Origin of the sequence: Flavobacterium cupriresistens (assembly GCF_020911925.1) — a bacterium.
In the GTDB taxonomy this organism is placed as follows: domain Bacteria; phylum Bacteroidota; class Bacteroidia; order Flavobacteriales; family Flavobacteriaceae; genus Flavobacterium; species Flavobacterium cupriresistens.
Map to the genome: position 1 here is coordinate 2,543,970 of NZ_CP087134.1, position 26,254 is coordinate 2,570,223.

Genomic DNA, 26,254 nt, shown 5'->3' on the forward strand with positions numbered 1-26,254 from the left:
TAGAGATGAAAAATTTTAAACTATTGGTGATGGGGCATCTGTTATTTATGACCATCGGTGTATTGGCACAGCAAACAAGTAAAAACCGTTTATTCCAAACAGAATCAGACTCCTTAATGATAGCCTATTCAAAAACGACCAATATTGTATTTCCTTTTGCCATAAAAAGTGTCGACAAGGGAAGTACCGATATATTGGTACAAAAAGCAAAAGGTCTTGAAAATATCCTTCAGGTTAAGGCAGCCCAAAGGGGATTTTTTCAGACCAATCTTACGGTGGTGACTGCAGATGGTAAACTTTATTCTTTCGTGTTGGGCTATGATGAAGATTTCCCTCAGCTGAATCTTACCCTTAATAAAACTAAGCCTGATGGACAGGAAATTTATTTTTCAGATGAAATTATTAATGATCAGGATATTGAGGAATATTCAAAGTTAGCGCTATACGACAAAAAAAAGCTGCGAGGTCAAAAGGAAAGTAAATACGATATTGATTTTAGGCTCAACGGAATTTTTATTCGTGACGAAGTTATGTATTACAGGATAAAGATAACCAACAATTCTAAAATCAATTATGAGATCGATCAGCTTCGTTTTTTTATTCGCGACACTAAAAAAATAAAACGCACAGCTTCACAGGAAATTGAAATTACACCAATTTATATCCTGAATGATATTGATAAAATTGAAGCAGAAGCAGAAAACATCTTTGTATTTGCACTGCCAAAATTTACAATTCCGGAAAAAAAATATTTAGCCATACAACTCATGGAGAAAAATGGCGGCAGACATTTAGAAAAACATGTCAAGAATACAAAACTGGTACAGGTGACTGTACTTCCTAAACTTTAAGCTATATAATAATTTAAAAAATTGAATCATGAACGAGAAAAATTTTGAATACTTAAGAGATCAGATTAAGTATACCGGTTTCGGTGAAGCACTGGAATCTCAATTAAAGGAAAAAATGCAGAAAGAAGAACCTGATTTCACTTTGACGCATAACACGCAATATGGTAATGATACCGCTACAGCGACGTTAAATTTTAAAAAATCCGATCAAAGCGACATTTACTTTTTTAATTCTTATAAAGTAGAATTGCAAAAAGAAAATTCTAAAGAGGCATTGGAGCAAACCTTTTACATCAATAAGGGCAGCAACATAACCATGAAAGAAGCTTACAATCTTATGGAAGGCAGATCGGTAAATAAAGATCTCACCAGTAAAGAGGGCGAAGTTTACAATTCTTGGGTTCAAATGGACTTCAAACAATCCGAAACTAATGGAAACTTTAAACTAAACCATTACCATCAGAATTACGGTTATGATTTAGAAGCAGCACTCTCCAAACATCCAATTAAAGAACTGGAAACTCCAAAATACAAAGAAGACTTGATTAATTCTTTGAAAAAGGGAAATCTGCAATCCGCTACTTTCCAAAAAGAAGGTAATGAGATCAAGCAGTATATTGAAGCCAGCCCGCAATTCAAGACAATTAATGTGTATGACAGTAATTTGCAGCGCATTGATAATCGTAAGTCCAAAGAAGAAAAGCAATCTGAAACCCAGCAAGTTTCTGAAAAGCAAGGCAGTAAAAAGCAAAACCAAACTGCTGATGACGATGGTCCAGAAGTGCCAAAGGAAGCTAAGAAAAAAAAGAAAAGTCAATCCATGTAATCAGTAATCATGAACGAACAACTTCCCATTAACAGAGTAGAGATGGAATTAAACCAGTGGCGCTCCAGGGAAGAGCGCTTTAGTAAACTGTTTAATTTCAGTCTTTCCAATAATAGGTCATTGATTAAAGAAAAACTGCATCATTACGAGCGTATTGGAACAAAGTATAAGGGGACAAAAAATATTGAGGAGCGTTTTGCTTTGCAGATGCTCAAGCAGGAAAAGAACAAGATTCTAAAACAGCTTTATCCCAATTTATTAGTTCGTCTTGTTCGTAAACTGTTTGTTGCGCCACTCATAGACCAAATTGCGGTACGCAAGGATGTAAAAGAGCAGGAAAAAAACAACCAATCGCTGTACGATCAGGTACAGCGAATTGGTTTTAAAGATTTGTCAAGTCAAATTGATCAGCAAATTAAACAGGGTCATGAGCAGTTCACTATTCCGGTCTCCTATTACGTCAACGAAAAGGAGCGATTGGATCATGAGTTGTCTTTTATTAAAAATCAGAGCGGACAGTATCAATTTGAAGGATATAAAACCACTTTGCAAAATGAATCAAAGCCTGATGAAGTGAGAAGCCAATATTTTAAAGTACAACAGGGAAATTTTATTGATACAACACAGGCATATAATTTATTAGCGGGACGTTCCATTCAGAAGGAAAAATCCTGGATTCAACTGGATCTTAATGATAAAGACGCAAGCGGCAATCACCACATAAAAGAATTTCATTCGGGGTATGGTTATGATCTTGAAAAAGCCTTACAGCAACTTCCTTTAAAGGAATTATCAAATAAAACTCAAGCCGATAAATTAAAGGATAATTTAAAACAAGGAAATCGGCTGCCTGTAACCTTGATTAAAAATGGAGATGAACATCGGTTTTATATTGAAGCTAATCCTCAGTTTAAATCGGTAAACATTTACGATCAGCACTCAAGAAAAATAACACTTTCAACTGCATTGGGTAACAGAACAATAGAAACTTTAAAACAAATTCAAAAAACGAGTGAGAGCAAGCAGGAAAACCATTCGAAAAAGAATAATATGCGTATTAGCTGATAAACTGTGATATAATGAAAACATTAAAACCTCTATCTGATTTCTTTAAGGCAATAGAGAAAGATCATCGTATCAGTATTACGCATATTGGTATTTATGCCGCATTGCTTCAATTTAGGACCGAAAAGGGTTTTGTTAACCCTATAGAGGTCTATAGGAATGAAATCATGAAATTAGCCAAGATAACCGGACCTGTAACATACCATAAATGCATGCGTGAACTAAACGAGTATGGCTATATTAGTTATCTGCCAAAGAGAAATAGAAACCAGAGAAGTACGATTTATTTCAATTCTTAGTGATATTGATAAAGAAATAAAATTGCAAAAAAGTTTATGTTATGAAGAAGTTTGTTGTTGAAGAACTTCCCGACGCGGTTTCAAAATTGTATGGGAAGATGAAAGGAATAGAAAGGTTTTTAGAAAAAAATAAAACTTACCTTAGTAAAAGAAATTCGTCATTTAATGCCTTAGCAAAAGAGAAGTGCAGTTCTAATTTCAACAAGAGCGATTTGGCACAACTTTTTTATATTCTTATGGATGAGAAAATTTTATTTTTTGATGATCGAAATCAAAAGTGCAATAGAAGTAAAATTCAGTTTTTTATAGAAAATAATTTTACATATATAGGAGATTCAGGATTTCAAACAAACATAGATACAATAAGTAAACAGTTTTCGGAGTCAAAAGGATTTACCTATAAAGAAAAGCAAATAAGATTTCTTGATAATATTATTGATCTACTTGAAAAACGGAGAGAAAAATTAATTTGCTGGTAATTTGTATCATTTTAAAAACTAAAAATTAACTATTATGTCTAAAGAAGGTAATAAAACTAAAATGTCTTATATAGTAGCAATCAAACAATTGCTAGATCCTTTATATGCCAGACTGGAAAAAATAGATTTAAAAATAAAAGGAAACAATACAAAAGACAGCTTACGATATTATAGAAATGAAGATTTAAAGAAAATATTTGGACTTTCAAATAATACAATCATCAAATACCGTCAAACGGGTATACTTCCTTACACTAAGCTAGGGGATATTTACTTGTATGAATCAAGCAAAATAGAAAAAATACTTAGCGAAAACGAGCCGTGATTATTATTGATTGTATATCTGCAAACAAAATAATATACTACTTCAACACAAAGGCAAAAGGATTCAATTGTGAATTCTTTTGCCTTTTTTAATATTGGTCAGTCTTTAACTGGCTAATTGTTTAAGTGTACTTTTGTTTTAATTTTGACATATCTTCCATAATATTTATATCCAGTACCTTAGCATAATGCTGCGTCTGTTTAATATTAGTATGTCCCATCATTGCCGAAACATTCTCTATTCTTACTCCATTTCCTAAAGTCACCGTAGTTGCAAATGTATGTCTTGCCACATACCAAGTGAGGTGTTTGTCGATACCGCACAAATCAGCAATTTCCTTAAGATAAGCATTCATTTTTTGATTTGATAACTTTGGGATCAGTCCAATTTGCATGTTTCTGTATTTATTAATAATCGCCAAGGTGGGAGGAAGAATAGGGACGTTTGCTCTAATTGTTGTTTTTGCTCTATTGGTTATAATCCACAGATTATCCTTTCCATCCGAAGATATATTATTGGATGTAAGATTGGCGGCATCTACCGGTGCATAACCAGTGTAGCAGCTAAAGAGAAAAACATCTTTAACCTTTTCGAGACGTTTTACTGAAAATTTCTTGTTTTCAATTAAGTTTAATTCTTCCTGAGTAAGAAATACAGCATCGGTGATATGCAGTTTACCATCATAAACATTAAAAGGATCTTTGTCTATTATTCCCATTCTGATGCTGTATTTACACGCTGTCTTGTACATTCTCATATACTTGACTACCGAGTTATTTTGAATGCCTGTTTTGCCTTTAAAGTTGCTGTCATATTTGAGAAATGCCTCAAGATTGTAAACAAAGGCACTATTCACTTCCGGCAAAGAAATATCTTGTATTCCATACTGTTTTGTCATAAATGTGATAAGCAAATCTTTTGCACGTTCATATTTCTGGTAGGAAGCCTTTGATCGCTCTTGGGCATCGACCTTTCTTTTAAAGAACTCATTATGCTTATTCATAATTTCGATTATGCTTACAGAATCTTCTTTTACGGTTGTTTCTCCTTTAAACTCATCTTTGAGTAATTGCAATGAAAAATCGGGATCGATTTTAAGGAGTTCATTGAACTTCTTCTCCATACCAAGAAGAAAAAGATCGAGGGTATTCTTAATTACCTTTTCTTTTTCAAGTTTTAGGACACTTCTTAAGTTGTCAGTAAATTGCCATCTTTCTTTTAAGATCGATTTACCCGCCGCCATTGTTATGGATTGCTTCTTGTACGAAATACGGGCATAAATTGGAGATTCTCCACTTTTGTTGAATTTACCTGCTTTGAGATAAAAAATTACTTTTAACATAACTCACAATTTTAAATTAATAATCAAATTGATTTAAAATCGCTGAAAGTTTGTAGTGTTTTCAAGGAATTCCCGGGCAATTCACTTTTTTTAGTGACCCTTTTTTTGCTTTTTTTTGCGAAAAAAAATCGGGGTCACTCATAGGGTCACCGTACTTTGATAATATATGTGTTTTTTGACAAGTGACAAAAAACGAAAAAGCCTTTAAATACTTGTATTTAAAGGCTTTTGACTTTTAAAGTTTCTTATGAAACTTCTACTGGCGGAGAAAGAGGGATTCGAACCCCCGGACCTGTTACAGTCAACAGTTTTCAAGACTGCCGCATTCGACCGCTCTGCCATTTCTCCAGTATGTCGCTTTCATTAGCTGATTGCGAGTGCAAATATAGTGCGCTTTTTCGATTATAAAAATTTTTGAAGCACTTTTTTTGAACTTTTTTTTGCTGTTATTTTAAGTCTTTAAGTATCAGTATTTACGAAAAGATAATTTTTACTTTTTTTATGCCAGGTGGTCTAAAATAGCTACCGGTTTTTTGTTTTCATCAACCGCAACAAAAGAAAATGTTCCTGAAACAACACTTTCGCGAAGCTCTGAATACATTTGCTCCATGAAAATATCCACGTGAATTTTACAACTTGTTGTTCCAACACTAATTACTTTGGCAACCAATTCGATTAAAGTCCCGGCCGGGATTGCTTTTTTGAAGTCAATTTGACCTGTAGAGATCGTTACTACTTTTTTTCGGCTGAAACGAGTGGCACAAATAAACGAAACTTCATCCATGAGCTGCAGGGCAGTACCTCCAAATAAAGTGTCATAATGATTCGTTGTACTAGGAAAAACGGCTTTAAAAATATGAGTTTCCGATTTTGCAATTCTTTCTTCTAATGTTCCCATATCTTAATAGCTTACGTATTCAGTGATTTCAAGACCATAACCGATCATTCCGACACGTTTGGTTTGTTCGGTATTTGATACCAATCTAATTTTAGAAATGTCAATATCATGAAGAATTTGAGCTCCAATTCCGTAATCTTTACTGTCGATAATTACTTTTGGCGCTTTCATTGTTCCTTCAGCCTGTAGTGTTTTAAGCTCTTGAATCCTGTTCAATAAATTTACGGCCTGCATATCCTGATTGATAAAGATAACCGCACCTTTTTCGTTTTCATTGATCACTTTAAACATATCGTCTAACTGTTGCTCAGCATTGTTAGTCAGGGTACCAAGTAAGTCATTGTTAACTTGTGAAGAATGTATTCTGGTGAGAATCGTTTCTCCAAGATTCCAGGTTCCTTTGGTTAAAGCAATATGAATTTGTTTGTTTGTGGTTTGCTCGTAAGCTCTTAATCTAAAAGTTCCGAAGCGAGTCTCAATGTCAAAATCTTCTTTTTTAACGATCAGACTGTCGTGTTGCATTCTGTAGGCGACTAGATCTTCAATTGAAACTAATTTCAAATCGAATTTTTTAGCCACTTTTATTAGTTGAGGTAAACGGGCCATTGTTCCGTCCTCGTTTAAGATTTCGCAGATAACACCGGCAGATTTAAAACCCGCAAGTCTTGCAAAGTCAATCGCAGCTTCTGTATGTCCGGTTCTTCTTAAAACACCACCTTGTTTGGCTACTAACGGAAAAATATGTCCCGGACGCGCAAGTTCGTGTGGTTTTGTGTTAGGATCAACCAAGGCTTGAACGGTTTTAGATCGGTCGGCCGCAGAAATTCCTGTGGTAACGCCATTTCCTTTTAAATCGACAGAAACCGTAAAAGCAGTTTCCATATGATCGGTATTGTTGCTAACCATGGCACGCAAATCAAGTTCTTTGCAACGGCTTTCCGTAAGAGGCGTACAAATTAATCCACGTCCGTGAGTTGCCATAAAATTGATCATTTCAGGAGTTACCTTTTCGGCTGCAGCCAAAAAATCACCTTCGTTCTCACGATCTTCATCATCGACTACAATGATTACTTTACCTTGACGAATATCTTCTATAGCTTCTTCAATGGTATTCAATTGTATTTTAGTTGTTGACATAGTTATTGTTTATTTTGAACAGGGAAAAACCGTTCAGAAATTTTTTGAAATAGTTGTGAAATAGGAGTTGTAATTGCGTCAAAATTGATTAATCCATTGTCATTTGTCGCACGGTAGGTAAGCAGTACGGCCAACGGCAATAAGATGAATGATGACATCCATGAACCAACAAACGGAGTCATTCCGCCTTCTTGAGACAGTCTTTTTCCAAAGGTGTTGATAAAGTGAAAGGTGATAAAAATCAAAACGGCAAATACAATTGGCAGACCAAGTCCACCTTTTCGGATAATGGCACCTAAAGGAGCGCCAATAAAAAACATTAAGAAGCAAGCAAAAGCAATGACAAACTTTTCATATAAAGCGGTCATGTGTTTGTTGATATCTCTTTGTTTGTCTTTTAAATCTTTTTGAGTCGAGTCGATAGCGTAAATATTGCTCGTCACATTACTGGCAGCCATTTTTAGAATGTCTGATTTCTCTTTATTGGTATATAAAGACAAAAGATTGTTCGGTAATGGTTTTTTCTTTTTCTCCGTTTTTAACGGTTTAGGAGACGTTTTGATCCCTACACGTTGATTGATGTTTTCCGAAAAAGAGATGATTTCATTGTTTAGATTCTTGTTCAGGGAGTCTAAAGTATAGCTTAATTCGTTAACGTTAAGCATACCGTAGGTACTTCCGACGTTTTCCTGATCGTCATCCGTTTTGTTCAGTTCGGATAAGTCTATATTGATGATTTGCTTTTTGAATTTTCCCTTAATGAAAGGTAATTTCGCGCGGTCTTCGTAGTCTTTTGGCGTTACATCCTGATAATAATACCCGTCATTTAAGACCAGTTTTAATATACTGGATTTTTCGTTACTGATTAGTTCACCGTCTTTTGCTTTAATTACAGTTTTATTTTCACCATAATTATTGGTTTTTTCGTGAATAGTAACTCCGGTCAAGATGTTGCCATTTTCACCGGATTTTTTATTTACTTTAATATTGTACGTTCCAACATCGTTAAACTGACCTTCAGCAATTGCCATGGCTGGTTTGGCTTGAGCGATGTTTTTTCGGAAATTGACAAATTTATATTCCGCATACGGGATTACACTATTGGCGAACCAAAACGCAATAATACTTAGGAAACAGATAAAAATTATCAAAACCCGCATGGCTCTTTGTAAGGATATCCCTGAGGATTTCATTGCAGCAAACTCGTAGTTCTCTGCCAAGTTACCAAAAGTCATAATAGATGCCAATAAAACCGATAGCGGTAAAACCAATGGTATTATTCGAGGCATCGAGAAAAGCAGGAATTTCACAACCAATATCAAGTCCAAGTCTTTACCGGCAAGTTCCGAAATAAAGAGCCAGACCGTTTGGAGAATGAATATGAAAAAAAGAATTACAAATACCGTAGTAAATGTAATTAAGAATGTTTTTAGTAAGTATTTGTCTAAAATTTTCAACCTTGTAATTAGTCTAATTTGTTGATGTAGTATTTTGGATATTTGCTCGCTACAAATGTAAATTGATTTTTTGATAAAGGCTGGTTGGTTTTAAAAGAATTAACGGTCAAAGTGGTTTTTGTTCCATTTTTTCCGGTTTCAATTAAATTATAGATGTGTTTTGTTTGCACATCAATCCCTAAGAGAATCTCTTTTCTTTGATCTTTTGTATTAGTTGGAGCTAATTTTACGTATTGAATTTTTCTGCCTTTAACATTCTGAACAATATCCATGTTGTACTTATAACCTGAATTAAAGAAAGTAAGCATTTTTGACGGTGTAATTGCATTATCGTCTTTTTCGTTTACTTTAGAAATGGTCACTTCTTCGTCTTCCGGAACAATAGTGTATGTTTTTTGCCCGTCAAAGATTTTAGTAACACCCATGAAGTTTAATACATATTGATTGCCTTTCATGATTACATTTCCTTTACTGTCCTGATTGATGTTTTCTTTTGCGTTGTTCAAAGAATATTTAAAATCAATAGCAATATTGTTGTAGCTTTTTATTTTAGCCGTCACCTGATTCAATAAATCTTTGGCTTTTTTATCCTGAGCCTGCATAGAAGTGAAGCTCAAAAGCAATAAAAATGCCATTTGAAAATACTTTTTAGTCGTGCTTTTGATAGAGTTGTTGTGGATTTCCTGAATTTTAGTTTTCATGATGGGGTTAATTTTGTTCATTATTAAAAAATTGATCAAGAGCACTTAAATCTGAGATGTTTACGCTTCGTGCTTTACTGCCTTCAAAAGGTCCAACAATACCGGCTGCTTCCAGCTGGTCGATTAAACGACCCGCTCTGTTGTAACCTAGTTTTAGTTTTCTTTGCAATAAGGAAGCGGAACCTTGCTGAGCATTAACAATAATCTCAGCAGCTTCTCTGAATAAAGTGTCTCTTTCGGAGATATCCATATCAAGATTAATGCCATTTTCTTCCCCAATGAACTCAGGAAGTAAATAAGCAGTGGCATACGCTTTTTGTCCACCAATAAAATCAGTGATTTTTTCAACCTCCGGAGTGTCGATGAAAGCACATTGAACACGTACCACATCATTTCCGTTAGTATACAATAAATCTCCTCGTCCAATTAATTGATCTGCACCCTGCGTGTCAAGAATTGTTCTCGAGTCAATTTTTGAAGTTACTCTAAAAGCGATTCTTGCAGGGAAGTTGGCTTTAATTAAACCTGTAATTACGTTTACAGATGGTCTTTGTGTGGCGATAATTAAGTGAATACCAATAGCACGTGCCAGCTGTGCCAAACGCGCAATCGGAATTTCGACTTCTTTTCCGGCAGTCATAATCAAATCGGCAAACTCATCTACAACCAAAACGATGTACGGTAAAAAGCGGTGTCCTGCTTCCGGATTTAATTTTCGGGCTTTAAACTTATCGTTGTATTCCTTAATATTACGAACCATCGCATCTTTCAATAACGAATAACGATTGTCCATCTCAACGCAAAGAGAGTTTAAAGTGTTGACTACTTTTGCATTGTCAGTGATAATAGCATCTTCGGTATCAGGAAGTTTGGCTAAATAATGTCTTTCGATTTTATTGAATAAAGTAAGTTCTACTTTTTTCGGATCGACCAAAACAAATTTTACTTCAGCCGGATGTTTTTTGTATAAAAGAGAAGTCAATACCGCATTCAGTCCAACCGATTTTCCTTGTCCTGTAGCTCCTGCCATCAATAAGTGAGGCATTTTCGCTAAATCGACAACAAAAGTTTCGTTAGAAATGGTTTTTCCTAAAGCAATTGGTAGTTCCATTTCAGCTTCCTGAAATTTAGCAGAACCAATTACACTTTTCATCGATACAGTTGTAGGGTTTTTGTTCGGAACCTCAATACCGATAGTTCCTTTTCCTGGAATTGGTGCAATAATACGGATTCCTAATGCAGACAGAGACAAGGCAATATCATCTTCTAAACTTTTGATTTTAGAGATTCTGATTCCGGCCTCCGGTACAATTTCGTATAAAGTCACCGATGGACCAACCGTTGCTTTGATCTGAGCGATTTCAATTTTGTAGTTACGAAGGGTGTCTACAATTTTGTTTTTATTTTCTTCTAATTCTTCCTGATTAATGGTAATTCCGCCTGTCGAATATTCCTTTAATAAATCGATAGTTGGGAATTTATAATTCGACAAATCTAAAGTAGGGTCAAATAAACCAAAATCAGCTACCAGACGGGAAGCCAGATTTTCTTCGATGATGTCTTCTTCTTCAGGAGTTTCAATAACAAATTCTTCGGCATGTACCGGAGTTTCTGTTGTTGGGTTGATGTTCATTTGAAGCGGTTTCACGACCGGGTTCAAATCAATTTCAGAAGAATTTGAAATGGTTGGTTTTAACGCTTCTTTGTTAATTTCAAATTGAGATTCATTTGTTTTTAAATGAATGTTATCTAACTCTTCATCAGGTTCTTCAACAGCAAATTCCTCCAGATTGTAGGCGTTTTCCGTTTTAGGCTGAGTTTTAAGAGCATTTAATTCAGATTTGATTTCATTTTTTGTAGAATCAAAATAAGACTGAATTTTTTCCGGAGACAGTTTTATTTTGAAAATCAGATATATAATTAATCCAAAAAGCAAGGCGAGTAAAGTACCTGTTTTTCCGATATAATCTTGTGAAAATAAATTCAACTCATAACCAATAGTTCCGCCCAATTCGGGTGCAGAAGTAGCAAAGAATCCAAATAAAACTGAAACAATAATGATGGCAAACAAATCCCAGAACCAAATGTTTTTTAGTTTTTTCAAAGATAATTCTAAGGCTAAAAACATTCCGGTCAGGAAAAAGAGTCGTACAAAAATAAAAGCGGCTAATCCAAATCCTTTGTAAACGATGATGTCGGATAAAAAGGCTCCAAATTTCCCCAGCCAGTTTTGCACTACCTCAGAGCGGTCGCCAAGTTCACTAACGGCACTTTGGTCCGATTGTCCATTAATATAAAAGGAAATAAATGCAACTAGTAATGCAATAGAAAACAGGACCAGAAGGCAGCCTATAACAAACCGTTGTTGTTTGTTTGGTCTCCAGTGTCTTGAAGTCTCAGCCTTTGGCTCGTTTTTTTTATCTAAAGTTTCTTTTTTTGTTGTTCTTGCCATTCTTGCGTTTCCTGTTGCCTATATGAATTTTGGGATGTAAATGATCAGTCCTATTGCGATCGCTGTCATTGCGGCAAAAAATACCGCTCCGGCAGCAATATCTTTAATAAAACCGATTCTTTCGTGGTAATTTGGGTGAATAAAATCAGCTACTTTTTCTACAGCAGTGTTTAAACCTTCTACGCTTAATACAAGACCAATTGCTAAGGTCTGAAAAAGCCATTCTTCATGAGAAATATGAAAATAAAAACCGGCAATAGTCATTAGTATTCCTAATGAAAATTGTACCATAACACTGTGTTCGGTAGTGATTAATTTTAAGGCGCCTTTAAAAGCGTAAGTTACGCTTTTAAGTCGACCTTTAACAAATGTATTGTCTTTTTGGAATTCCATTCTGTGATTTATAGTGCTGCTAAAGCGGCTTCGTAATTTGGTTCGTTTGCAATTTCAGCAACCTGTTCTGTGTGCGTAATTTTTCCATCAGCATCTACAACGATAATGGCTCTTGAGTGTAAACCGGCTAATGGTCCGTCAACGATTTCTAAACCATTGCTTTTACCAAAATCACCTGCTTGAAAATCAGATAAGTTAACCACATTTTCTAATCCTTCAGCACCACAAAAACGTTTTTGAGCAAATGGTAAATCTCTTGAAATACATAAAACGGTAGTATTTTCTAAAGTACTGGCGCTTTCGTTGAATTTTCTAACAGAAGTCGCACAAGTTCCTGTATCTACACTAGGAAAAATATTTAAAACCAATTTTTTACCAGCAAAAGTGCTCAAAGAAGCAACTGATAAATCGTTTTGTACTAATTTAAAATCAGCTAGTTGTGAACCAACTGCTGGTAATTCGCCTGAAGTATGAACCGGATTTCCTCCTAATGTTATTGAAGCCATGATTTTTGTTTAAATTAATGAGGTTCAAAAGTAAGGATTAATATTTGAATGTAAAAGTATTTGTTATGGGTTGTGGGAACAATAAAATGAGCCCTTCGACTTCGCTCAGGGGGACAAACGGGAGATTTTAGTTTTTCGGAATGTCAGTCTGAGCGAAGTCGAAGACCTTTTAAGTGATAAAGCCCTTCGACTCCGCTCAGGAGGACAATGATGGTGTTTTAGATTTTTTGTGTGTCAGTCTGAGCGAAGTCGAAGACCTTTTAAATGATAAAGCCCTTCGACTCCGCTCAGGAGGACAATGATGGTGTTTTAGATTTTTTGTGTGTCAGTCTGAGCGAAGTCGAAGACCTTTTAAGTGATAAACCCCTTCGACTCCGATTAAGGCGACATCGGTTGTGAATTAACTGCAAAACAATGTTATTAGATTAAGATTGTAGACGAGGACTAAACTGTGACTGACTACTAAAAAAAGTGCATAAAAAAAAAGTGCTCCCTAAATTAAGAAAGCACTTTTCAGTCATGTTTTTTGTTTTTTTTTGAGAGAGGCCGACTATTTGTCGATAGAACCCAGGACACGTTTCATGAACGCGTTTAAAGCTTCTTTTTTATCTGTTCCCTGAACTACCATTTTATGTACTTCTAACGCACCGTACATGTTAGAAATTAGTTCACCAATTACATCTAATTCTTCATCTTTTAAAGATGGAATTTCGGTCATGGCCTCAAGAACTTCAATCGTTTCGATGATGTAATCCTGATCATTTTCTTCTATAAACTGCGTTAATTGTTTTATTACGGGTAATTTCATGTTTTGTCTGTTTATTCGTTAAATCGATTGTTTCTTAAATCAATTAAACAATTTCGTTCACTAATTCGATTAAAACTTCTTGTTTGTTGGTTTGTGTTTCGTTTACCAATTTACCGTTTACAAAAGTGGCAAAGGTTGGTAAGTTACTCACATTAGCCAATTTTCTGGATTCCGGAGAATTCTCAGCATCAACCAAAACAAAAGTGATAGCGTCATTTTCTGTTGCTAATTTTTTGAATTTTGGTTTCATAATACGGCAGTTTCCACACCATGATGCTGAATATTGTACTACTACCTTTTCGTTTTTAGCAACTAAATCTGCTAACGTATCTTCGTTTAAGTCGATTAACATATTGTTTGATTTAAATTCCAATATTTTAAATTCCAAATTCCAAACTTTTTGGTGGGAATTTTGAAATTTTGATTATTGAAATTGTTATTGAATTTTTGTGAAGGGAAATCTGTGGATTTAAAACCCAAATTCCAATTTGCTATAAAACTGATTTATATCCATTGGAATTTGGAATTTAAAAAATTTGGAATTTAATATTCTTAGTTTGCGCTTAAGTATTCAGCAGTACTAAGTCTGTCAGCACTCATAGCTTCTTTTCCAGCTTCCCAGTTTGCAGGACAAACTTCACCTTTAACTTGAATGTGAGTATAAGCGTCAACCATACGTAAATATTCGTTTACGTTACGACCTAATGGCATATCGTTAACACTTTCGTGGAAGATTTTTCCAGTTTCGTCAATTAGGTAAGTAGCTCTGAAAGTTACGTTTGAACCTTCGATGATTACTGAATCAGTTTCTTCGCTGTATTCTGTAGCATCGATATCCAAAATACCTAAAATGTTAGATAAGTTACGGTTTGTGTCAGCTAAGATTGGGTAAGTTACACCTTCGATTCCACCGTTGTTTTTTGGAGTGTTTAACCAAGCGAAGTGTACTTCGTTTGTATCACATGAAGCTCCAATTACGATAGTATTTCTTTTTTCAAATTCTGGTAAAGCAGCTTGAAAAGCGTGTAATTCAGTTGGACATACAAAAGTGAAATCTTTTGGGTACCAAAACAAAAGTACTTTTTTGTTGTTGTTTACCGCTTCTTCAAAAATGTTGATTTTTAAATTATCACCCATTTCTGAGATAGCATCTACTGCAATACTTGGGAATTTCTTTCCTACTAAAGACATATTTTTCGTTTTAAATTAAAAATTTATTTCGGTGCAAAAGTAGGGTATAAGTAAGGGTGTTTGCAATAAGATGTAATTATTAATATTTATTAAGTGATAGGTTTTTGTTATTGTTTGTATTGAATGCTTTGTAAGTTATTGAATGTCAATATTTACAGGTAAGGTTCCATTGCAAGCTCCATTTTCAAGAATTTGCAATCCTGCGATTTTTTGAAATTCTTCAAAATCCTGATACGCCTGAACAAGTCCTGAAGCTTTCGAAAGATTAGGAACTACAGGCAAAACATACGGATTACCGAAAACATAAAGAATACATTTTTTGGTTTGAAGCAAATCGGAAAGTAAAACGATTACTTCGTCATTTATTTCGAAATTGTTCATCGGTTTTGCTTTCGGAACAAATAAAGAAATAAGTATGGTTTCAAAACCTTCCAGTTCTTTTTTAATCGCAGCGGTATTAGAATCTTCTGAATTTTCAAAAGCAAATTCGGGAGAAGCTAATTTTGAATTTATGGTTTTAAAAAAGGCGTTTTCTGTATTTTTATACAAACTCAATTTGGCTAATTGGTTGTTTTTCTTTGCTTCGAAAATCTGTTCCGTATTCGAGGTATCGATGATTTTAGTCAGACAATTTGCTGCAATTTTGGTATTCAAAACAGCAGCTTTTTCGAAATCTAATTCACCGTGAGCAAATTCTTTTTCAGATAAGATTCCAACCTTCTCTTTGCATTTCAAGATTCGGTTATAACTTTCTTCGATGCGTTCCGGACTTGCTTTTTTTAAGATTTCCTGAATTCCTTCGGGCACATTTTCAGCAAAACACAAAACATCGTTTCCGGCGTTAAAAGCTTCCCATTCCAGTTCGCCTTTTGTTTCATATAGTTTTGAAACACTGTGCATATTTAAGGCATCCGAAATGACTAATCCGTCGTAACCCAATCGATCGCGCAAAAGCGTTTCGATAATAGGTTTTGATAAAGTGGCTGAAGTATCTTTTCCTTCATTTAAACTCGGAACAGCCAGATGTCCAATCATGATGGAGTCGACATTGTTTTCGATTCCTTTGATGAAAGGGTATAATTCGTTTTCCAGTAATTCTTCTAAACTCTCCTTTAAAACCGGCAATCCTAAGTGTGAATCTACATTAGTATTTCCATGTCCCGGGAAGTGTTTCAGGCAACCTAAAATCCCAACATCTGACATTCCTCTTAAATATTCCAGCGCAAAATGGGCCACTTTTTCTTTGTTTTCACCAAAAGAGCGATAGCCAATAACCGGATTATTCGGATTGTTGTTGATGTCTGCCAAAGGCGATAAGTTATAATGAATTCCGGCAGCTTTAAGATCTAACCCAATTTGTCTTCCAACTTCATAAACCAAATCTGATTTGTTTTCCGGCAAAGCACCTAACGTAATTGCGTAGGGGTATTGAGGTGTTTTTTCGATGCGCATGGCCAAACCCCATTCGGCATCAATACTGATTAAAAGCGGAGTAGGAGCACATTTTTGATACCGTACAATTAAAGCTTTAATTTTTTCGTAGCTATCGTCGTTAAAAACAACCTTTTTCTTGCTTTCATAATTCGTTGCAGCACTGGCACGACTGTGAAAAAAAGTCAGTCCTCCAATGTTGTGTTCTTTTATCAAACGTTCTGTTTCCTGAATGTTTTCTTCAGTATCGTTTATAAAAACGGCAGGAAAAAAGAATTGTCCCACTTTTTGTTTTAAGGCTTCAGCTGTCATTTTCATTAGTATAAAGTCTTTTTCATACAAACACTATTATCCATTTCCTCGTAAGGCGGATAATTTGGAGTTATTGTATATTTTTGTTTTTGATATAAGGCAATTGCTTCAGGTTGGTTTTTGCCTGTTTCCAGAATGGTGTACTTGTATTGTATTTCGGCAGCCCAAGTCTCCAATTCTTTTAAAATGATAGAAGCAATACCTTTTTTTCGATGTTCAAAATGCACATACATGCGTTTGATTTCGACGGTATCATTGGTTTTCTCTCTAAAAGCGCCACAACCAACGGCAATATCATTTTCATAACAAACGATAACATGTTTTATTTTATCGGTTTTATTAAATTGATTGTAAAAAGCATGGTCTTCTCCATCTCTTATTTTTAAATCCTGATCTAATAAAACGACCAGTTTTAAGAAATCAGCATCATCTGAATTGGTCCTTTTTAAGCTATTCATGATATAAGTACTGTGAAATTTATTCTTACTTTAGCTTGCTTTTCTTTTGTTTGGCAAGCTGCGTTTTGGTATGTACTGCTTTTTCTAATCGGTTTTTAAATCGAAAGAGTTTTGGCAAACCTTCTAATCGGTCTTCGATGGTGATTTCTTCAAAAACAATAATTGCTTTTTCTAAAATCCGAATTTCGTTTTCAATGTCATTTTGGTTTTTGTAGATCGTGGCCAATCGATCGTAAGGATGATTTCCTTTAAAGCCTTCCGCAACATTTTCTTCGTATAACTCAACTGCTTTTTCAAGATTTCCTGTTTTCTCGAACTCAGCTCCTTTTAGGTTGCGTTCGGACTGCAAATTCGCATTGGTTTCCATAGGTAAGATGTTTGATTTGGGATTAAACTTCTTCAGCTTTTTTCCCAAAGTCTTTCGGGAAAATTAAAAAACGTGATAAAATAAGACCTGGAATAGTGGCAATAAAAACCCAAATAAAGAAGTTTTGATAGCCTAAAAATTGTTGTATATAACCGCTCAGCATTCCCGGAAGCATCATTCCTAATGCCATAAAACCGGTTGCAATTGCATAATGTGAAGTTTTAGATTCGCCCTCGGCAACATGAATTAGATACATCATGAAACCGGTGAAACCAAAGCCGTAACCAAATTGTTCCAATACAACTGTAATGCAAGTATAGAGATTTAGAGGGGAGTTTATTTCAAAAAAGTAGGCGTTTATATGCAGGTGAAAAAGTTCTTCGGGTTGAAAATGAGCTAATCCAATAAAACCAAGTATCGGTAAATGCATGGCCAGAAACATCGGAAGCATCCATTTGGTGAGGCCGTGTTTAGAAATGGCAATTCCACCTAAAATCCCACCTATTGTTAAAGCAAGAATTCCTAATGTTCCATAAATAATTCCAACAGATTCGGTATTCAAGGCCATTCCGCCTAATTTTTTTTCATCTAATAAAAAAGGACTTAACATTTTAAGGAGTTGTGACTCGCCTAAACGAAATACGAGAATAAAGGTCAATACCAGTCCGATTTGTTTTTTCTTAAAGAAACTGGCAAATACAGAACCGAAGCTTTTTTCGTGTGCTTCTTTAGCTGTTCCTACGGTATTTACTTCACTATTTGGTGTAAAAATAAAATTGTATGCTGTAATAAAAGCCATTAGTAAACCTACTGCAATCATGGTATACGACCATGCTTTCGTATTGTCTCCGTATTTATTTTCCAGATGTCCCGCAAATAATACGATTAAACCGTTTCCGGCCAGCATAGAGAGTCTGTAAAAAGTACTTCTGATCCCGAGGAAAAATGACTGTTGTTCTTTTGGTAGCACCAACAAATAGAATCCATCGCTGGCTACATCATTCGAAGCGGAAGCAAAAGCTGCAACCCAGAAAATAGCCAAACTCATCAGAAAGAAGTGATTTAACGGAATGATAAAACCAACCAATAAAAAGGCAAGTGAAATTACAAATTGCATGGCTAAAAACCATTTTCGTTTTGTTCCGTGCAGGTCTATAAAAGGGCTCCATAAAGGTTTGATTACCCATGGCAGGTATAATAAACTGGTATAAAGACCAATATCTTCATTGCTGATCCCTAAGTTTTTGTACATCAGTACCGAAACAGAGATAATTACAGCGTAAGGCAAGCCGGACGCAAAATTAAGAAGTGGAATCCAAAACCAGGGTTTATTATCTGTTTTCATTTGGTTGAGCTGGGGAATAGATTTTAAATGTCTTTTTTAAGTCGATTGTGGTTGGGGTACTTTCGTTTGCAAAATAATCAATAAATGTCACAGCACAAGCTTTATACTGATTCATTTTTTGAGCCAGTACAGAGAATGTAATTTGATTATCAATTTCATGAACCGTTATTTTATCCACAATTTGAGTGGCATCATTCGTATTGATTTTCGAAATATGATCGGCTCCGTAAAGCACCATATAACGGACTTTTGTATTGAGTGGCGATTTGATAGAAAACGTATAAAAAGAGCTGTCTTTTACAAATTCAGTCACAACCGGAATATCGATTACAATTCGTTTTAAATTCGGAACAGCCGGTGGAAGTGCCGGATATTTGTATTGGTTTTCTTCTAATAGACGTACGATGTCAAAGTTTTTACTAGTGAAGCATTTGGCGCTGAAATAGGCACTTCCGGTTACGTTTTTGTAGCTTCTGGCAAAATTAATCTGAGTTGGAATTTCATTGGCAAAATTCCAGCTTTTATCAGCATCACCTCTGATTTTATAAGAAGCGTGACCAATATAAATCGCTGTATTGTTAGAATTTTCAGACCACCATTTTACTAATTTTGAGTAAGAAGCTCTCGAGTTATTCATACTCCAATACAATTGCGGCATGATGTAATCGATCCATTTTTGATCCATCCATAAAACAGGATCAGCGTACAAATCATCATAATTAGAGGTCGATTGTGTATCGGAACCTTTTGGATCTTGAGATTTGTTTCGCCAAACCCCAAACGGACTAATTCCGAATTGAACCCACGGTTTACTTTCTTTAATTGTAGTAGAAATGGTGTGCACAAAATTGCTCACATTGGCACGACGCCAATCGCTAAGACTTAAACCTGCGCCATATTTTTTGTACGATGCGGCATCGTTAAATGTTTTTCCGGGAACGGTATACGGGTAGAAATAATCATCAAAATGAATGGCATCAATATCATATTTATCAACCACTTCTTTCACGACTTTAGTCAAATGGGACTGCACTTCAGGCAGCGCAGGGTCATAATAGATTTTTCCTGCGTATTCAATCATCCATTCCGGGTGTTTGAACACGTCGTGTGTCGGACTTAAAAGTTTTTTGTTTAAGTCGAAAGTAGCACGATAGGGATTCAGCCAGGCATGAAATTCAAAACCTCTCTTATGCGCCTCTTCAATCATCCAGGCCAAAGTATCGTAATACGGGCTTGGTGTAACACCTTCTTTACCTGTTAAAAAACGCGACCAAGGAGCCAGTTCAGAAGGATAAAAAGCATCACCAACGCTTCTGATTTGTACGATTACGGCATTGAAATTTAGTTTTTTATAAGTGTCTAAAATTTCAAGATAATCTGCTTTTTCTTTCTCAACATTGTCCGTATTTGTTTTCGGCCAGTCAATGTTTACCACGGTTGCAATCCAGACTCCTCTAAATTCGTTTTTGGGGTGCATTGTTTTTTCTTGAGAATTCATCGTTCCTCCAAAGAACAATAAAAACAAAATAGAGTATATGAAGTGCTGGTTTTTATGCATTTTAATCTTTTTTAAACAGGTACCAAAAATAGTTTTTTTAGGTGAGTATAAGAAATTATAATTAGAGGATATTTATCGGGTGTTTTTTGTTGTTTTTTATACTTTTAATATTCTTTTGCACTTGTCAAAAACATACAAAATTCAAAATCAAGAATTGAAAGCTGCTTTTATTTGACGGAACAATGGAATGAATCTTTAGTTTCTATTTTAAGTTAATCACAGTCGGAGCACTCTCGTTTGCTGCATAATCGATAAACGTCACAGCACAAGCTTTATACGGTTTCATTTTTTGGGCAGGTATCGAAAATGTGATTTCGTTATTAATGGCATGAACCGCTATTTTGTCAATAATTTGGGTGGCATCATTAGTATTGATTTTTGAAAGGTGTTTGGCTCCGTAAACTACCATATAACGGACTTTAGTATCCAACGGCGATTGAATTGAAAACGTATAAGCAGCGCTGTTTTTTGCAAATTTATTTACAGTCGGAACAACGGTGATATTTCTTTTTAAATTCGGAACAGCAACCGGAAGCGCAGGATATTTGTATTGGTTTTCTTCTAAAAGACGTGCGACATCGTAGTTTTTACCGTTGAATGATTTTGCGCTGAAATAGGCACTGCCATTAATATTTTTGAATTCTCTTAAAAAATCAATCTGAGTTGGGATTTCAGTAGCAATATCCCAGCTTTTATCAGCATCGGCTTTAATTTTATAAGCCGCATGACCAATGTAAATAGGGGTATTGTTTGAATTTTCTGCCCACCATTGCACTAGTTTCGAATAAGAAGCTCTCGGATTGTCCATACTCCAATACAATTGAGGCGCGATATAATCGATCCAATTTTGGTTCATCCATAAAGCAGGATCAGCATATAAATCATCGTAATTGGTTGAAGTCGTTTGCGTATCAGAACCTTTAGGATCGACTGACTTATTGCGCCAAACCCCAAAAGGACTAATGCCGAATTGTACCCAAGGTTTACTCGCTTTTATGGTGGTGGAAATCGTGTGTATAAAATCGCTCACATTCTTGCGACGCCAATCATCTAAAGTCAAGCCCGATCCATATTTGTTAAAAGAATCGGTATCGTTGAAAACTTTTCCGGGAACGGCGTAAGGGTAGAAATAATCATCAAAATGAATGGCATCAATATCATAGGTATCGACCACTTCTTTTACGATTTTGGTTAATTGCTCCTGAACTTCCGGTAATGCTGGATTGTAGTAGATTTTATCGCCGTATTCAATCATCCATTCGGGATGTTGGAAAACGTCATGAGCGGGACTCAAAATTTCTTTGTTTAAGTCGAAAGTAGCACGATAGGGATTCATCCAGGCATGAAATTCAAAACCTTTGTTATGCGCTTCTTCAATCATCCAGGCCAATGCATCATAATACGGGTCTGGGGGAACACCTTCTTTACCGGTTAAAAAACGTGACCAAGGAGCCAGTGCGGTCGGATATAAAGCATCACCAACACTTCTGATTTGTACAATTACAGCATTAAAATTTAGTTTTTTATACGTCTCTAAAAGTTCAAGATAATCGGCTTTTTCTTTTTCAACATTGTCGGTGTTGGTTTTGGGCCAGTCAATGTTTACAACGGTTGCGATCCAAACACCTCTAAATTCGTTTTTAGGGTGGCTTGTTTTTTCTTGTGAATTCATTGTTCCTGCGAACAACAACAAAGAGAAAATTGAAAATAGAAGGTGCTGTTTCTTATTCATTTTACTGTTTTTAGGGAGCTACATTAAACTATAGTATTACGGTATTAAAAGTATAATTTTCATTTAGTATTATACTTTTAATATTCTTTTGTTTTGATAAAAAAGATATAAAATACCGTGCCAGATTAGAACATATATCAAAGCTCCGGCGAGAGATGCCATCATAGGATTGGAAAAGAACGGTGCAATCCAAAATTCGTATAAGTAACGTTGAAGATTAATTGTTTCACCTACAAGTTCAGGATTTGGAAATTGAATCATAGCCAAGGAGCGCGGAATAATACCTGATGCAAAAAACACCAGCATTGGATTAACGCCCCACATCAGGAAAGGTTTAGTTCCTTTTTGTATTTTTTTGATGTCAATAATGTAGTATAAAATCGTGAGGAACAAAGTAGCGAGACCCGCAGTAAATAAAACATAAGAACTGGTCCATAACGATTTGTTAAGCGGAAAAACAAGAGACCAGAGTAATCCTGAAACGATTAAAAGGAAACTGATAAGGCCCATTTTTTTAGCTTTTTCATTTTGAGACACTGAACTGCCGAGAGTTTGCCCAATTACAACACCCAATAAACCGGTAGCTATGGCGGGAAGTGTACTTAAAACTCCTTCAGGATCCCAGGTTTTAGTAGCGATGTACATGTGATTTTCGAGAAAAAGAGTATCAATCCAAGTTGCTAAATTGGTTCCAGCGTTCAGATTGGGATGACCCATTCCGGGTATGGGAACGAGTGTCATAAGTGCCCAGTATCCTAAAAGAAGTGCAGCAATAATACTAAACTGCGTTCTCGTTGAAGTTTTCAAATAGAGTATTGTAGCAAAAAAATATACAATTCCGATACGTTGTAATACCCCCGGAAGTCTTACTTGAGCAAAAGAAGTTATACCACTATAAGCTAAAATCAGAAAGGTGCTAAAAAGAACCAAAGCGAGAATCAGTTTTACTTTTGGTGAGAAATTGCCCATTAAAGCATAACCCACGGCAAAAGTCAGCACTAGTCGGATTACTAACAACGAAATTCCGGTAAGTCCCAAGAATTCGATACTATTGAAAAAATTTAAAAACAATCCCAAACAAATGATTCGTAAGGAACGGGTCAGGATTTTTTCGAACATTTCTCCATCGAATTTCTTGGTCGGAATCGCTAACGGAATCGCTGCTCCCATTATAAAAACAAAAAAAGGAAAGACGAGATCAGTCGGTGTACAACCGTTCCATTCGGCGTGCAATAATGGCGGGAAAACAGTAGACCAGCTCCCCGGATTATTGACAATGGTCATCATTAATACGGTGAGGCCTCTTAATACATCAATCGAAATTAGGCGTTCTTTCATTAGAATATTTTTTTACTGCTTATTGTTGTTAACTCACTGGCTGTGATTTTTTTTTAACACATAGATTCATAGTTTGCATAGCTTTAAAAAAAATCTATGTCTCTATGTGTTAAAAAAATTATACGCAATAGCGAATCCGCGTCAAAAATCGCTACAACACTAACCCTTTAATCAGGAAATGAAATTTTCCCCATAGTAACAGAAGGAATTCCTTCCTTAGTCCCGAAATCGAAAGCTTTCCCCGAAACCGTCTCATTAGCCAAAACAGCAAACAAAACCGCCTCTTTAGCATCACTCGGAATTCCTAATTCATCGCTTTTATGAAACTGACAAGGCAATAATTCTTTCAACCATTTCACTAATAACGGATTATTAGCCCCTCCGCCGGAAATATAAATTTTAAAATCCTGAATTTTATGAGTCGTATTTTTTACTGAGATTTCAATAGCTTCAGCAATAGTTTCAGCACTAAAACGAGTTAAAGTCGCTAGTAAATCCGGTACAGTAATTTGATTTTGACCACTTTTAGATAAAGCCGTTTCAACATAATGATAACCAAAAAGTTCAGGGCCAATTGTTTTTGGAAATTCCTGACGGAAGAATTCGTTGTCTTTTAAATGATCTAACAATATTTGGTTTACGGTTCCTTGTTGGGCAATTTCGGCATCCTTGTCGTAACTTTTTTCAGGATAGTTGTGTTTTACAAAAAGGTCGATTAAAGTATTTCCGGTTCCGGTGTCGGTTACAAAAGCTTCGTCAGCATTTAGAGAGGCGGGCAGGTACGTAAAATTGGCAATGCCGCCCATGTTGAGCATAATACGATTTTCACCCTTTTGCCCAAATAAAAAGTAATCCCCATAGACAGCCAATGGCGCACCTTCTCCGCCTGCTGCTATATGTTTTTGTCTAAAGTCAGAAAGTGTTATGATTCCTGTTTTGACAGCTATGTGATCCCCATCGCCAATTTGTAAAGTGGCATTGGTGAATTTTTCTTGTCGGTGCAGGAATTTCGGAGCATGCAAAACCGTCTGTCCGTGTGATGCAATCAAATCCACAGCACTTGAAGCAATGTTCCATTTTTTTAAAGAATCGTTGATCATTTGAGCATGTAAAATGCCGATCCATTCATTCAGTAAAATCAGGTGTTCAAAATCAATTGTTTTTTTAGCAAAAACTTTTCGGATTTCGATTTTTATATCCTCGGTATAATCTACCGTTACGAATTCGCGCAACTTAACAACCGTCTCTTTTCCGCTTCCTGAAATTTCGCATAAAGCAATATCGAGCCCGTCCAGAGAAGTTCCGGACATTAATCCGATAATGGTACGCGTTTCTTTCTGTGCAATTTGGTAGAGATTACTGATGTTCTGATTCATTACAATTAAATTTAAGGAAGCTGTTTTTGGGTTGAATTTGCAAGGACTAAAATTAGATTATTTTGCTGTTAATTGATCTAAAAGTATATTTTTTCGCTTGATTTTTTACTGGTGAAATAAAGTCCGACATAAGTGATTAAGGCATTTACGATTATCAATTCATTATCAAAAACATAACCGAAAAGGACTTTAGAGTTTTCACTTAATAAATAGGTCAAGATTGGAGCTAGGATACAGAACCAAGGCACTAATTTGTCGTTTACGATTCTGTTTTTTTGCAATAATCCAAAGGCATACAAACCTAATAATGGACCGTACGTATAAGAAGCAGCTTTAAAAACCAAGGCTACAACCGAGCTGTCATTAAAAGAATTCAATACAATAATGACCAAAAAGAATAAAAACGCAAAAGTCAGGTGAACCAAATGTCTGCGTTTTACATTTTTAGGATTTGAAATGTTTTCAGATTTGTCCATTCCTAAAAAATCGACACAAAAAGAAGTAGTTAAAGCGGTTAAAGCAGAATCCGTTGTAGCAAAAGTGGCCGCAACAATTCCTAATAGAAATACGAAAGCGGGAACTATTGACAGATGATTCAGTGCGATTTCAGGGAAAAGCAGATCCGTTCTGGGTTTGTTTGTTACCAAATCCAGCGGTACTGTAATGCCGTTTTTGTCCGCGTACATATACAATAAAGCTCCCAAACTTAAAAAAAGAAGGCTGATTGTAACAAAAATAACCGTAAACGTGTACATGTTTTTTTGTGCTTCGCCGATGTTTTTACAACTGATGTTTTTTTGCATTAAATCCTGATCAAGTCCAACCATAGCAATCATTATAAACAATCCTCCTAAGAATTGTTTGGCAAAATGATACTTGTTTGTCAGGAAATCATCAAAGAAAAATGTTTTGGAATAATTACTGTTTCGAATGGCGGAAATCGATTCAAAGGCTGTTAAATCCAAACTATTCAAAACAAAATAAATGGTAATAAAAACGGAGGAAACCAAGAAGAACGTTTGCAAGGTATCGGTTATAATGATGGTTTTTAAACCGCTTCTGTAGGTGTATAAAAAGACAAAAGCTAAACCTGAAAAAACAGTAACCGGAAACGGAATGTGATAGTGGTCAAAAACATAACGTTGCAATACAAGGATAACCAAATAAAAACGCAAAGCAGAACCAACGGTACGACTTACCAAAAAAATGGAGGCTGCCGTTTTGTAACTGTTTGGTCCCATTCTTTTTTCGATATAACTGTAAATTGAAGTTAGATTCATTCTATAGTATAACGGAAGCAATACTTTGGCGATAATGATAAGACCAACGGCTTGCCCCATTATAAACTGAAAATATTTGAATTGTTCTCCGTTTGGCGATCCAACTTCACCGGGAACAGAAATAAAAGTAAGTCCGGAGAGCGAAGTCCCGATCATTCCAAAAGCCACTAAGTACCATTTGGAGTTTTTATTCGCTTTAAAAAAGGAGTCATTGTCTTGTCCTTTTTTGCTAATGGTATGCGATATAAAAAACAAAAGACCAAAATAGACTACGATAAAAATTAGAATTGTACCTGATGACATCTTTTAGGGGGTGTTTGTGAGATT

26 protein-coding genes and 1 tRNA gene are annotated in these 26,254 nt (G+C 35.5%); 6 read left to right on the plus strand and 21 right to left on the minus strand.

Features of this window, described 5'->3' with window-relative positions; all coding sequences use genetic code 11:
* Nucleotides 1–5: 5 nt before the first annotated feature.
* The 6 genes from traN to LNP23_RS10980 are packed head-to-tail and all read left to right on the plus strand — an operon-like array spanning nucleotide 6 to nucleotide 3,845.
* Nucleotides 6–851 carry a conjugative transposon protein TraN gene (traN, locus tag LNP23_RS10955; RefSeq protein ID WP_230004913.1) on the plus strand — a complete coding sequence of 282 codons (846 nt, stop codon included), beginning with the start codon at nucleotides 6–8 and terminating at the stop codon, nucleotides 849–851.
* A 28-nt stretch (nucleotides 852–879) separates the two neighbouring features.
* Entirely contained in the window at nucleotides 880–1,677 is a 798-nt protein-coding gene (locus tag LNP23_RS10960) for a hypothetical protein (RefSeq protein WP_230004914.1), read from the plus strand.
* 9 nt (nucleotides 1,678–1,686) lie between these two features.
* Nucleotides 1,687–2,742 (plus strand): hypothetical protein, encoded by a 1,056-nt coding sequence (locus LNP23_RS10965; protein ID WP_230004915.1) that lies wholly within the window; start codon nucleotides 1,687–1,689, stop codon nucleotides 2,740–2,742.
* Between the two features lie 14 nt (nucleotides 2,743–2,756).
* Nucleotides 2,757–3,041, plus strand: coding sequence for a hypothetical protein (locus LNP23_RS10970; protein ID WP_230004916.1), 285 nt, complete (start codon nucleotides 2,757–2,759; stop codon nucleotides 3,039–3,041).
* A 41-nt stretch (nucleotides 3,042–3,082) separates the two neighbouring features.
* Complete coding sequence (locus tag LNP23_RS10975; protein WP_230004917.1) at nucleotides 3,083–3,520, plus strand: hypothetical protein; 438 nt, start codon at nucleotides 3,083–3,085, stop codon at nucleotides 3,518–3,520.
* 34 nt (nucleotides 3,521–3,554) lie between these two features.
* Nucleotides 3,555–3,845: a helix-turn-helix domain-containing protein gene (locus tag LNP23_RS10980; protein WP_230004918.1), complete on the plus strand. Its 291-nt coding sequence runs from the start codon at nucleotides 3,555–3,557 to the stop codon at nucleotides 3,843–3,845.
* 121 nt (nucleotides 3,846–3,966) lie between these two features.
* On the opposite strand, the gene LNP23_RS10985 is transcribed toward LNP23_RS10980, so the two are convergent.
* From LNP23_RS10985 to LNP23_RS11085, 21 genes are all read right to left on the minus strand, one after another.
* Nucleotides 3,967–5,187, minus strand: coding sequence for a site-specific integrase (locus LNP23_RS10985; RefSeq protein WP_230004919.1), 1,221 nt, complete (start codon nucleotides 5,185–5,187; stop codon nucleotides 3,967–3,969).
* Nucleotides 5,188–5,447: 260 nt separating this feature from the next.
* Nucleotides 5,448–5,535: transfer RNA gene (locus tag LNP23_RS10990), tRNA-Ser, on the minus strand.
* 151 nt (nucleotides 5,536–5,686) lie between these two features.
* The gene (locus tag LNP23_RS10995) at nucleotides 5,687–6,085 is read right to left on the minus strand and encodes an acyl-CoA thioesterase (protein ID WP_047778199.1); all 399 of its coding nucleotides are present in this window, start codon (nucleotides 6,083–6,085) and stop codon (nucleotides 5,687–5,689) included.
* Nucleotides 6,086–6,088: 3 nt separating this feature from the next.
* A complete protein-coding gene (ribB, locus tag LNP23_RS11000; protein ID WP_230004920.1) occupies nucleotides 6,089–7,222 on the minus strand; it encodes a 3,4-dihydroxy-2-butanone-4-phosphate synthase in 1,134 nt (377 codons plus the stop codon).
* A gap of 2 nt (nucleotides 7,223–7,224) precedes the next feature.
* A complete protein-coding gene (locus LNP23_RS11005) occupies nucleotides 7,225–8,679 on the minus strand; it encodes an LptF/LptG family permease (RefSeq protein WP_230004921.1) in 1,455 nt (484 codons plus the stop codon).
* Nucleotides 8,680–8,687: 8 nt separating this feature from the next.
* Nucleotides 8,688–9,314, minus strand: a complete 627-nt coding sequence (lolA1, locus tag LNP23_RS11010) for an outer membrane lipoprotein periplasmic chaperone LolA1 (protein WP_487320894.1) — start codon at nucleotides 9,312–9,314, stop codon at nucleotides 8,688–8,690.
* Nucleotides 9,315–9,387: 73 nt separating this feature from the next.
* Nucleotides 9,388–11,832, minus strand: a complete 2,445-nt coding sequence (locus LNP23_RS11015; RefSeq protein WP_047778205.1) for a DNA translocase FtsK — start codon at nucleotides 11,830–11,832, stop codon at nucleotides 9,388–9,390.
* Nucleotides 11,833–11,850: 18 nt separating this feature from the next.
* A complete protein-coding gene (locus LNP23_RS11020) occupies nucleotides 11,851–12,225 on the minus strand; it encodes a diacylglycerol kinase family protein (protein ID WP_047778207.1) in 375 nt (124 codons plus the stop codon).
* Nucleotides 12,226–12,233: 8 nt separating this feature from the next.
* A complete protein-coding gene (gene tpx / locus LNP23_RS11025; RefSeq protein ID WP_047778209.1) occupies nucleotides 12,234–12,731 on the minus strand; it encodes a thiol peroxidase in 498 nt (165 codons plus the stop codon).
* A 550-nt stretch (nucleotides 12,732–13,281) separates the two neighbouring features.
* Nucleotides 13,282–13,539 (minus strand): DUF6952 family protein, encoded by a 258-nt coding sequence (locus LNP23_RS11030; RefSeq protein ID WP_017495510.1) that lies wholly within the window; start codon nucleotides 13,537–13,539, stop codon nucleotides 13,282–13,284.
* 43 nt (nucleotides 13,540–13,582) lie between these two features.
* Nucleotides 13,583–13,891: a thioredoxin family protein gene (locus LNP23_RS11035; RefSeq protein ID WP_047778212.1), complete on the minus strand. Its 309-nt coding sequence runs from the start codon at nucleotides 13,889–13,891 to the stop codon at nucleotides 13,583–13,585.
* A 200-nt stretch (nucleotides 13,892–14,091) separates the two neighbouring features.
* Nucleotides 14,092–14,730, minus strand: a complete 639-nt coding sequence (locus LNP23_RS11040) for a peroxiredoxin (protein ID WP_047778213.1) — start codon at nucleotides 14,728–14,730, stop codon at nucleotides 14,092–14,094.
* Nucleotides 14,731–14,865: 135 nt separating this feature from the next.
* Nucleotides 14,866–16,479 (minus strand): glycoside hydrolase family 3 protein, encoded by a 1,614-nt coding sequence (locus LNP23_RS11045; protein WP_230004923.1) that lies wholly within the window; start codon nucleotides 16,477–16,479, stop codon nucleotides 14,866–14,868.
* A complete protein-coding gene (locus tag LNP23_RS11050) occupies nucleotides 16,479–16,931 on the minus strand; it encodes a GNAT family N-acetyltransferase (protein ID WP_230004924.1) in 453 nt (150 codons plus the stop codon). The genes LNP23_RS11045 and LNP23_RS11050 overlap by 1 nt, the downstream gene beginning before the upstream one ends.
* Nucleotides 16,932–16,956: 25 nt before the next feature.
* Complete coding sequence (locus LNP23_RS11055) at nucleotides 16,957–17,298, minus strand: hypothetical protein (protein ID WP_230004925.1); 342 nt, start codon at nucleotides 17,296–17,298, stop codon at nucleotides 16,957–16,959.
* Between the two features lie 22 nt (nucleotides 17,299–17,320).
* A complete protein-coding gene (locus LNP23_RS11060; RefSeq protein ID WP_047778218.1) occupies nucleotides 17,321–18,643 on the minus strand; it encodes an MFS transporter in 1,323 nt (440 codons plus the stop codon).
* Nucleotides 18,630–20,201, minus strand: a complete 1,572-nt coding sequence (locus LNP23_RS11065) for a glycoside hydrolase family 10-like protein (protein WP_230004926.1) — start codon at nucleotides 20,199–20,201, stop codon at nucleotides 18,630–18,632. The genes LNP23_RS11060 and LNP23_RS11065 overlap by 14 nt, the downstream gene beginning before the upstream one ends.
* Nucleotides 20,202–20,403: 202 nt before the next feature.
* On the minus strand, nucleotides 20,404–21,933 hold the full coding sequence (locus LNP23_RS11070; RefSeq protein ID WP_230004927.1) for a glycoside hydrolase family 10-like protein: 1,530 nt from the start codon (nucleotides 21,931–21,933) through the stop codon (nucleotides 20,404–20,406).
* Between the two features lie 69 nt (nucleotides 21,934–22,002).
* Nucleotides 22,003–23,271 (minus strand): acyltransferase family protein, encoded by a 1,269-nt coding sequence (locus tag LNP23_RS11075; RefSeq protein ID WP_230004928.1) that lies wholly within the window; start codon nucleotides 23,269–23,271, stop codon nucleotides 22,003–22,005.
* 167 nt (nucleotides 23,272–23,438) lie between these two features.
* Entirely contained in the window at nucleotides 23,439–24,647 is a 1,209-nt protein-coding gene (locus LNP23_RS11080) for an anhydro-N-acetylmuramic acid kinase (protein ID WP_230004929.1), read from the minus strand.
* A 77-nt stretch (nucleotides 24,648–24,724) separates the two neighbouring features.
* A complete protein-coding gene (locus LNP23_RS11085) occupies nucleotides 24,725–26,230 on the minus strand; it encodes a sodium:solute symporter (RefSeq protein WP_230004930.1) in 1,506 nt (501 codons plus the stop codon).
* Between the last annotated feature and the right edge of the window lie 24 nt (nucleotides 26,231–26,254).

Coding starts and splice junctions, on each gene's coding strand:
- traN (WP_230004913.1), top strand. CDS start 6: ATGAAAAATTTTAAACTATTGGTGATGGGGCATCTGTTATTTATGACC.
- LNP23_RS10960 (WP_230004914.1), top strand. CDS start 880: ATGAACGAGAAAAATTTTGAATACTTAAGAGATCAGATTAAGTATACC.
- LNP23_RS10965 (WP_230004915.1), top strand. CDS start 1,687: ATGAACGAACAACTTCCCATTAACAGAGTAGAGATGGAATTAAACCAG.
- LNP23_RS10970 (WP_230004916.1), top strand. CDS start 2,757: ATGAAAACATTAAAACCTCTATCTGATTTCTTTAAGGCAATAGAGAAA.
- LNP23_RS10975 (WP_230004917.1), top strand. CDS start 3,083: ATGAAGAAGTTTGTTGTTGAAGAACTTCCCGACGCGGTTTCAAAATTG.
- LNP23_RS10980 (WP_230004918.1), top strand. CDS start 3,555: ATGTCTAAAGAAGGTAATAAAACTAAAATGTCTTATATAGTAGCAATC.
- LNP23_RS10985 (WP_230004919.1), bottom strand. CDS start 5,187: ATGTTAAAAGTAATTTTTTATCTCAAAGCAGGTAAATTCAACAAAAGT.
- LNP23_RS10995 (WP_047778199.1), bottom strand. CDS start 6,085: ATGGGAACATTAGAAGAAAGAATTGCAAAATCGGAAACTCATATTTTT.
- ribB (WP_230004920.1), bottom strand. CDS start 7,222: ATGTCAACAACTAAAATACAATTGAATACCATTGAAGAAGCTATAGAA.
- lolA1 (WP_487320894.1), bottom strand. CDS start 9,314: ATGGCATTTTTATTGCTTTTGAGCTTCACTTCTATGCAGGCTCAGGAT.
- LNP23_RS11015 (WP_047778205.1), bottom strand. CDS start 11,832: ATGGCAAGAACAACAAAAAAAGAAACTTTAGATAAAAAAAACGAGCCA.
- LNP23_RS11020 (WP_047778207.1), bottom strand. CDS start 12,225: ATGGAATTCCAAAAAGACAATACATTTGTTAAAGGTCGACTTAAAAGC.
- tpx (WP_047778209.1), bottom strand. CDS start 12,731: ATGGCTTCAATAACATTAGGAGGAAATCCGGTTCATACTTCAGGCGAA.
- LNP23_RS11030 (WP_017495510.1), bottom strand. CDS start 13,539: ATGAAATTACCCGTAATAAAACAATTAACGCAGTTTATAGAAGAAAAT.
- LNP23_RS11035 (WP_047778212.1), bottom strand. CDS start 13,891: ATGTTAATCGACTTAAACGAAGATACGTTAGCAGATTTAGTTGCTAAA.
- LNP23_RS11040 (WP_047778213.1), bottom strand. CDS start 14,730: ATGTCTTTAGTAGGAAAGAAATTCCCAAGTATTGCAGTAGATGCTATC.
- LNP23_RS11045 (WP_230004923.1), bottom strand. CDS start 16,479: ATGAAAATGACAGCTGAAGCCTTAAAACAAAAAGTGGGACAATTCTTT.
- LNP23_RS11050 (WP_230004924.1), bottom strand. CDS start 16,931: ATGAATAGCTTAAAAAGGACCAATTCAGATGATGCTGATTTCTTAAAA.
- LNP23_RS11055 (WP_230004925.1), bottom strand. CDS start 17,298: ATGGAAACCAATGCGAATTTGCAGTCCGAACGCAACCTAAAAGGAGCT.
- LNP23_RS11060 (WP_047778218.1), bottom strand. CDS start 18,643: ATGAAAACAGATAATAAACCCTGGTTTTGGATTCCACTTCTTAATTTT.
- LNP23_RS11065 (WP_230004926.1), bottom strand. CDS start 20,201: ATGCATAAAAACCAGCACTTCATATACTCTATTTTGTTTTTATTGTTC.
- LNP23_RS11070 (WP_230004927.1), bottom strand. CDS start 21,933: ATGAATAAGAAACAGCACCTTCTATTTTCAATTTTCTCTTTGTTGTTG.
- LNP23_RS11075 (WP_230004928.1), bottom strand. CDS start 23,271: ATGAAAGAACGCCTAATTTCGATTGATGTATTAAGAGGCCTCACCGTA.
- LNP23_RS11080 (WP_230004929.1), bottom strand. CDS start 24,647: ATGAATCAGAACATCAGTAATCTCTACCAAATTGCACAGAAAGAAACG.
- LNP23_RS11085 (WP_230004930.1), bottom strand. CDS start 26,230: ATGTCATCAGGTACAATTCTAATTTTTATCGTAGTCTATTTTGGTCTT.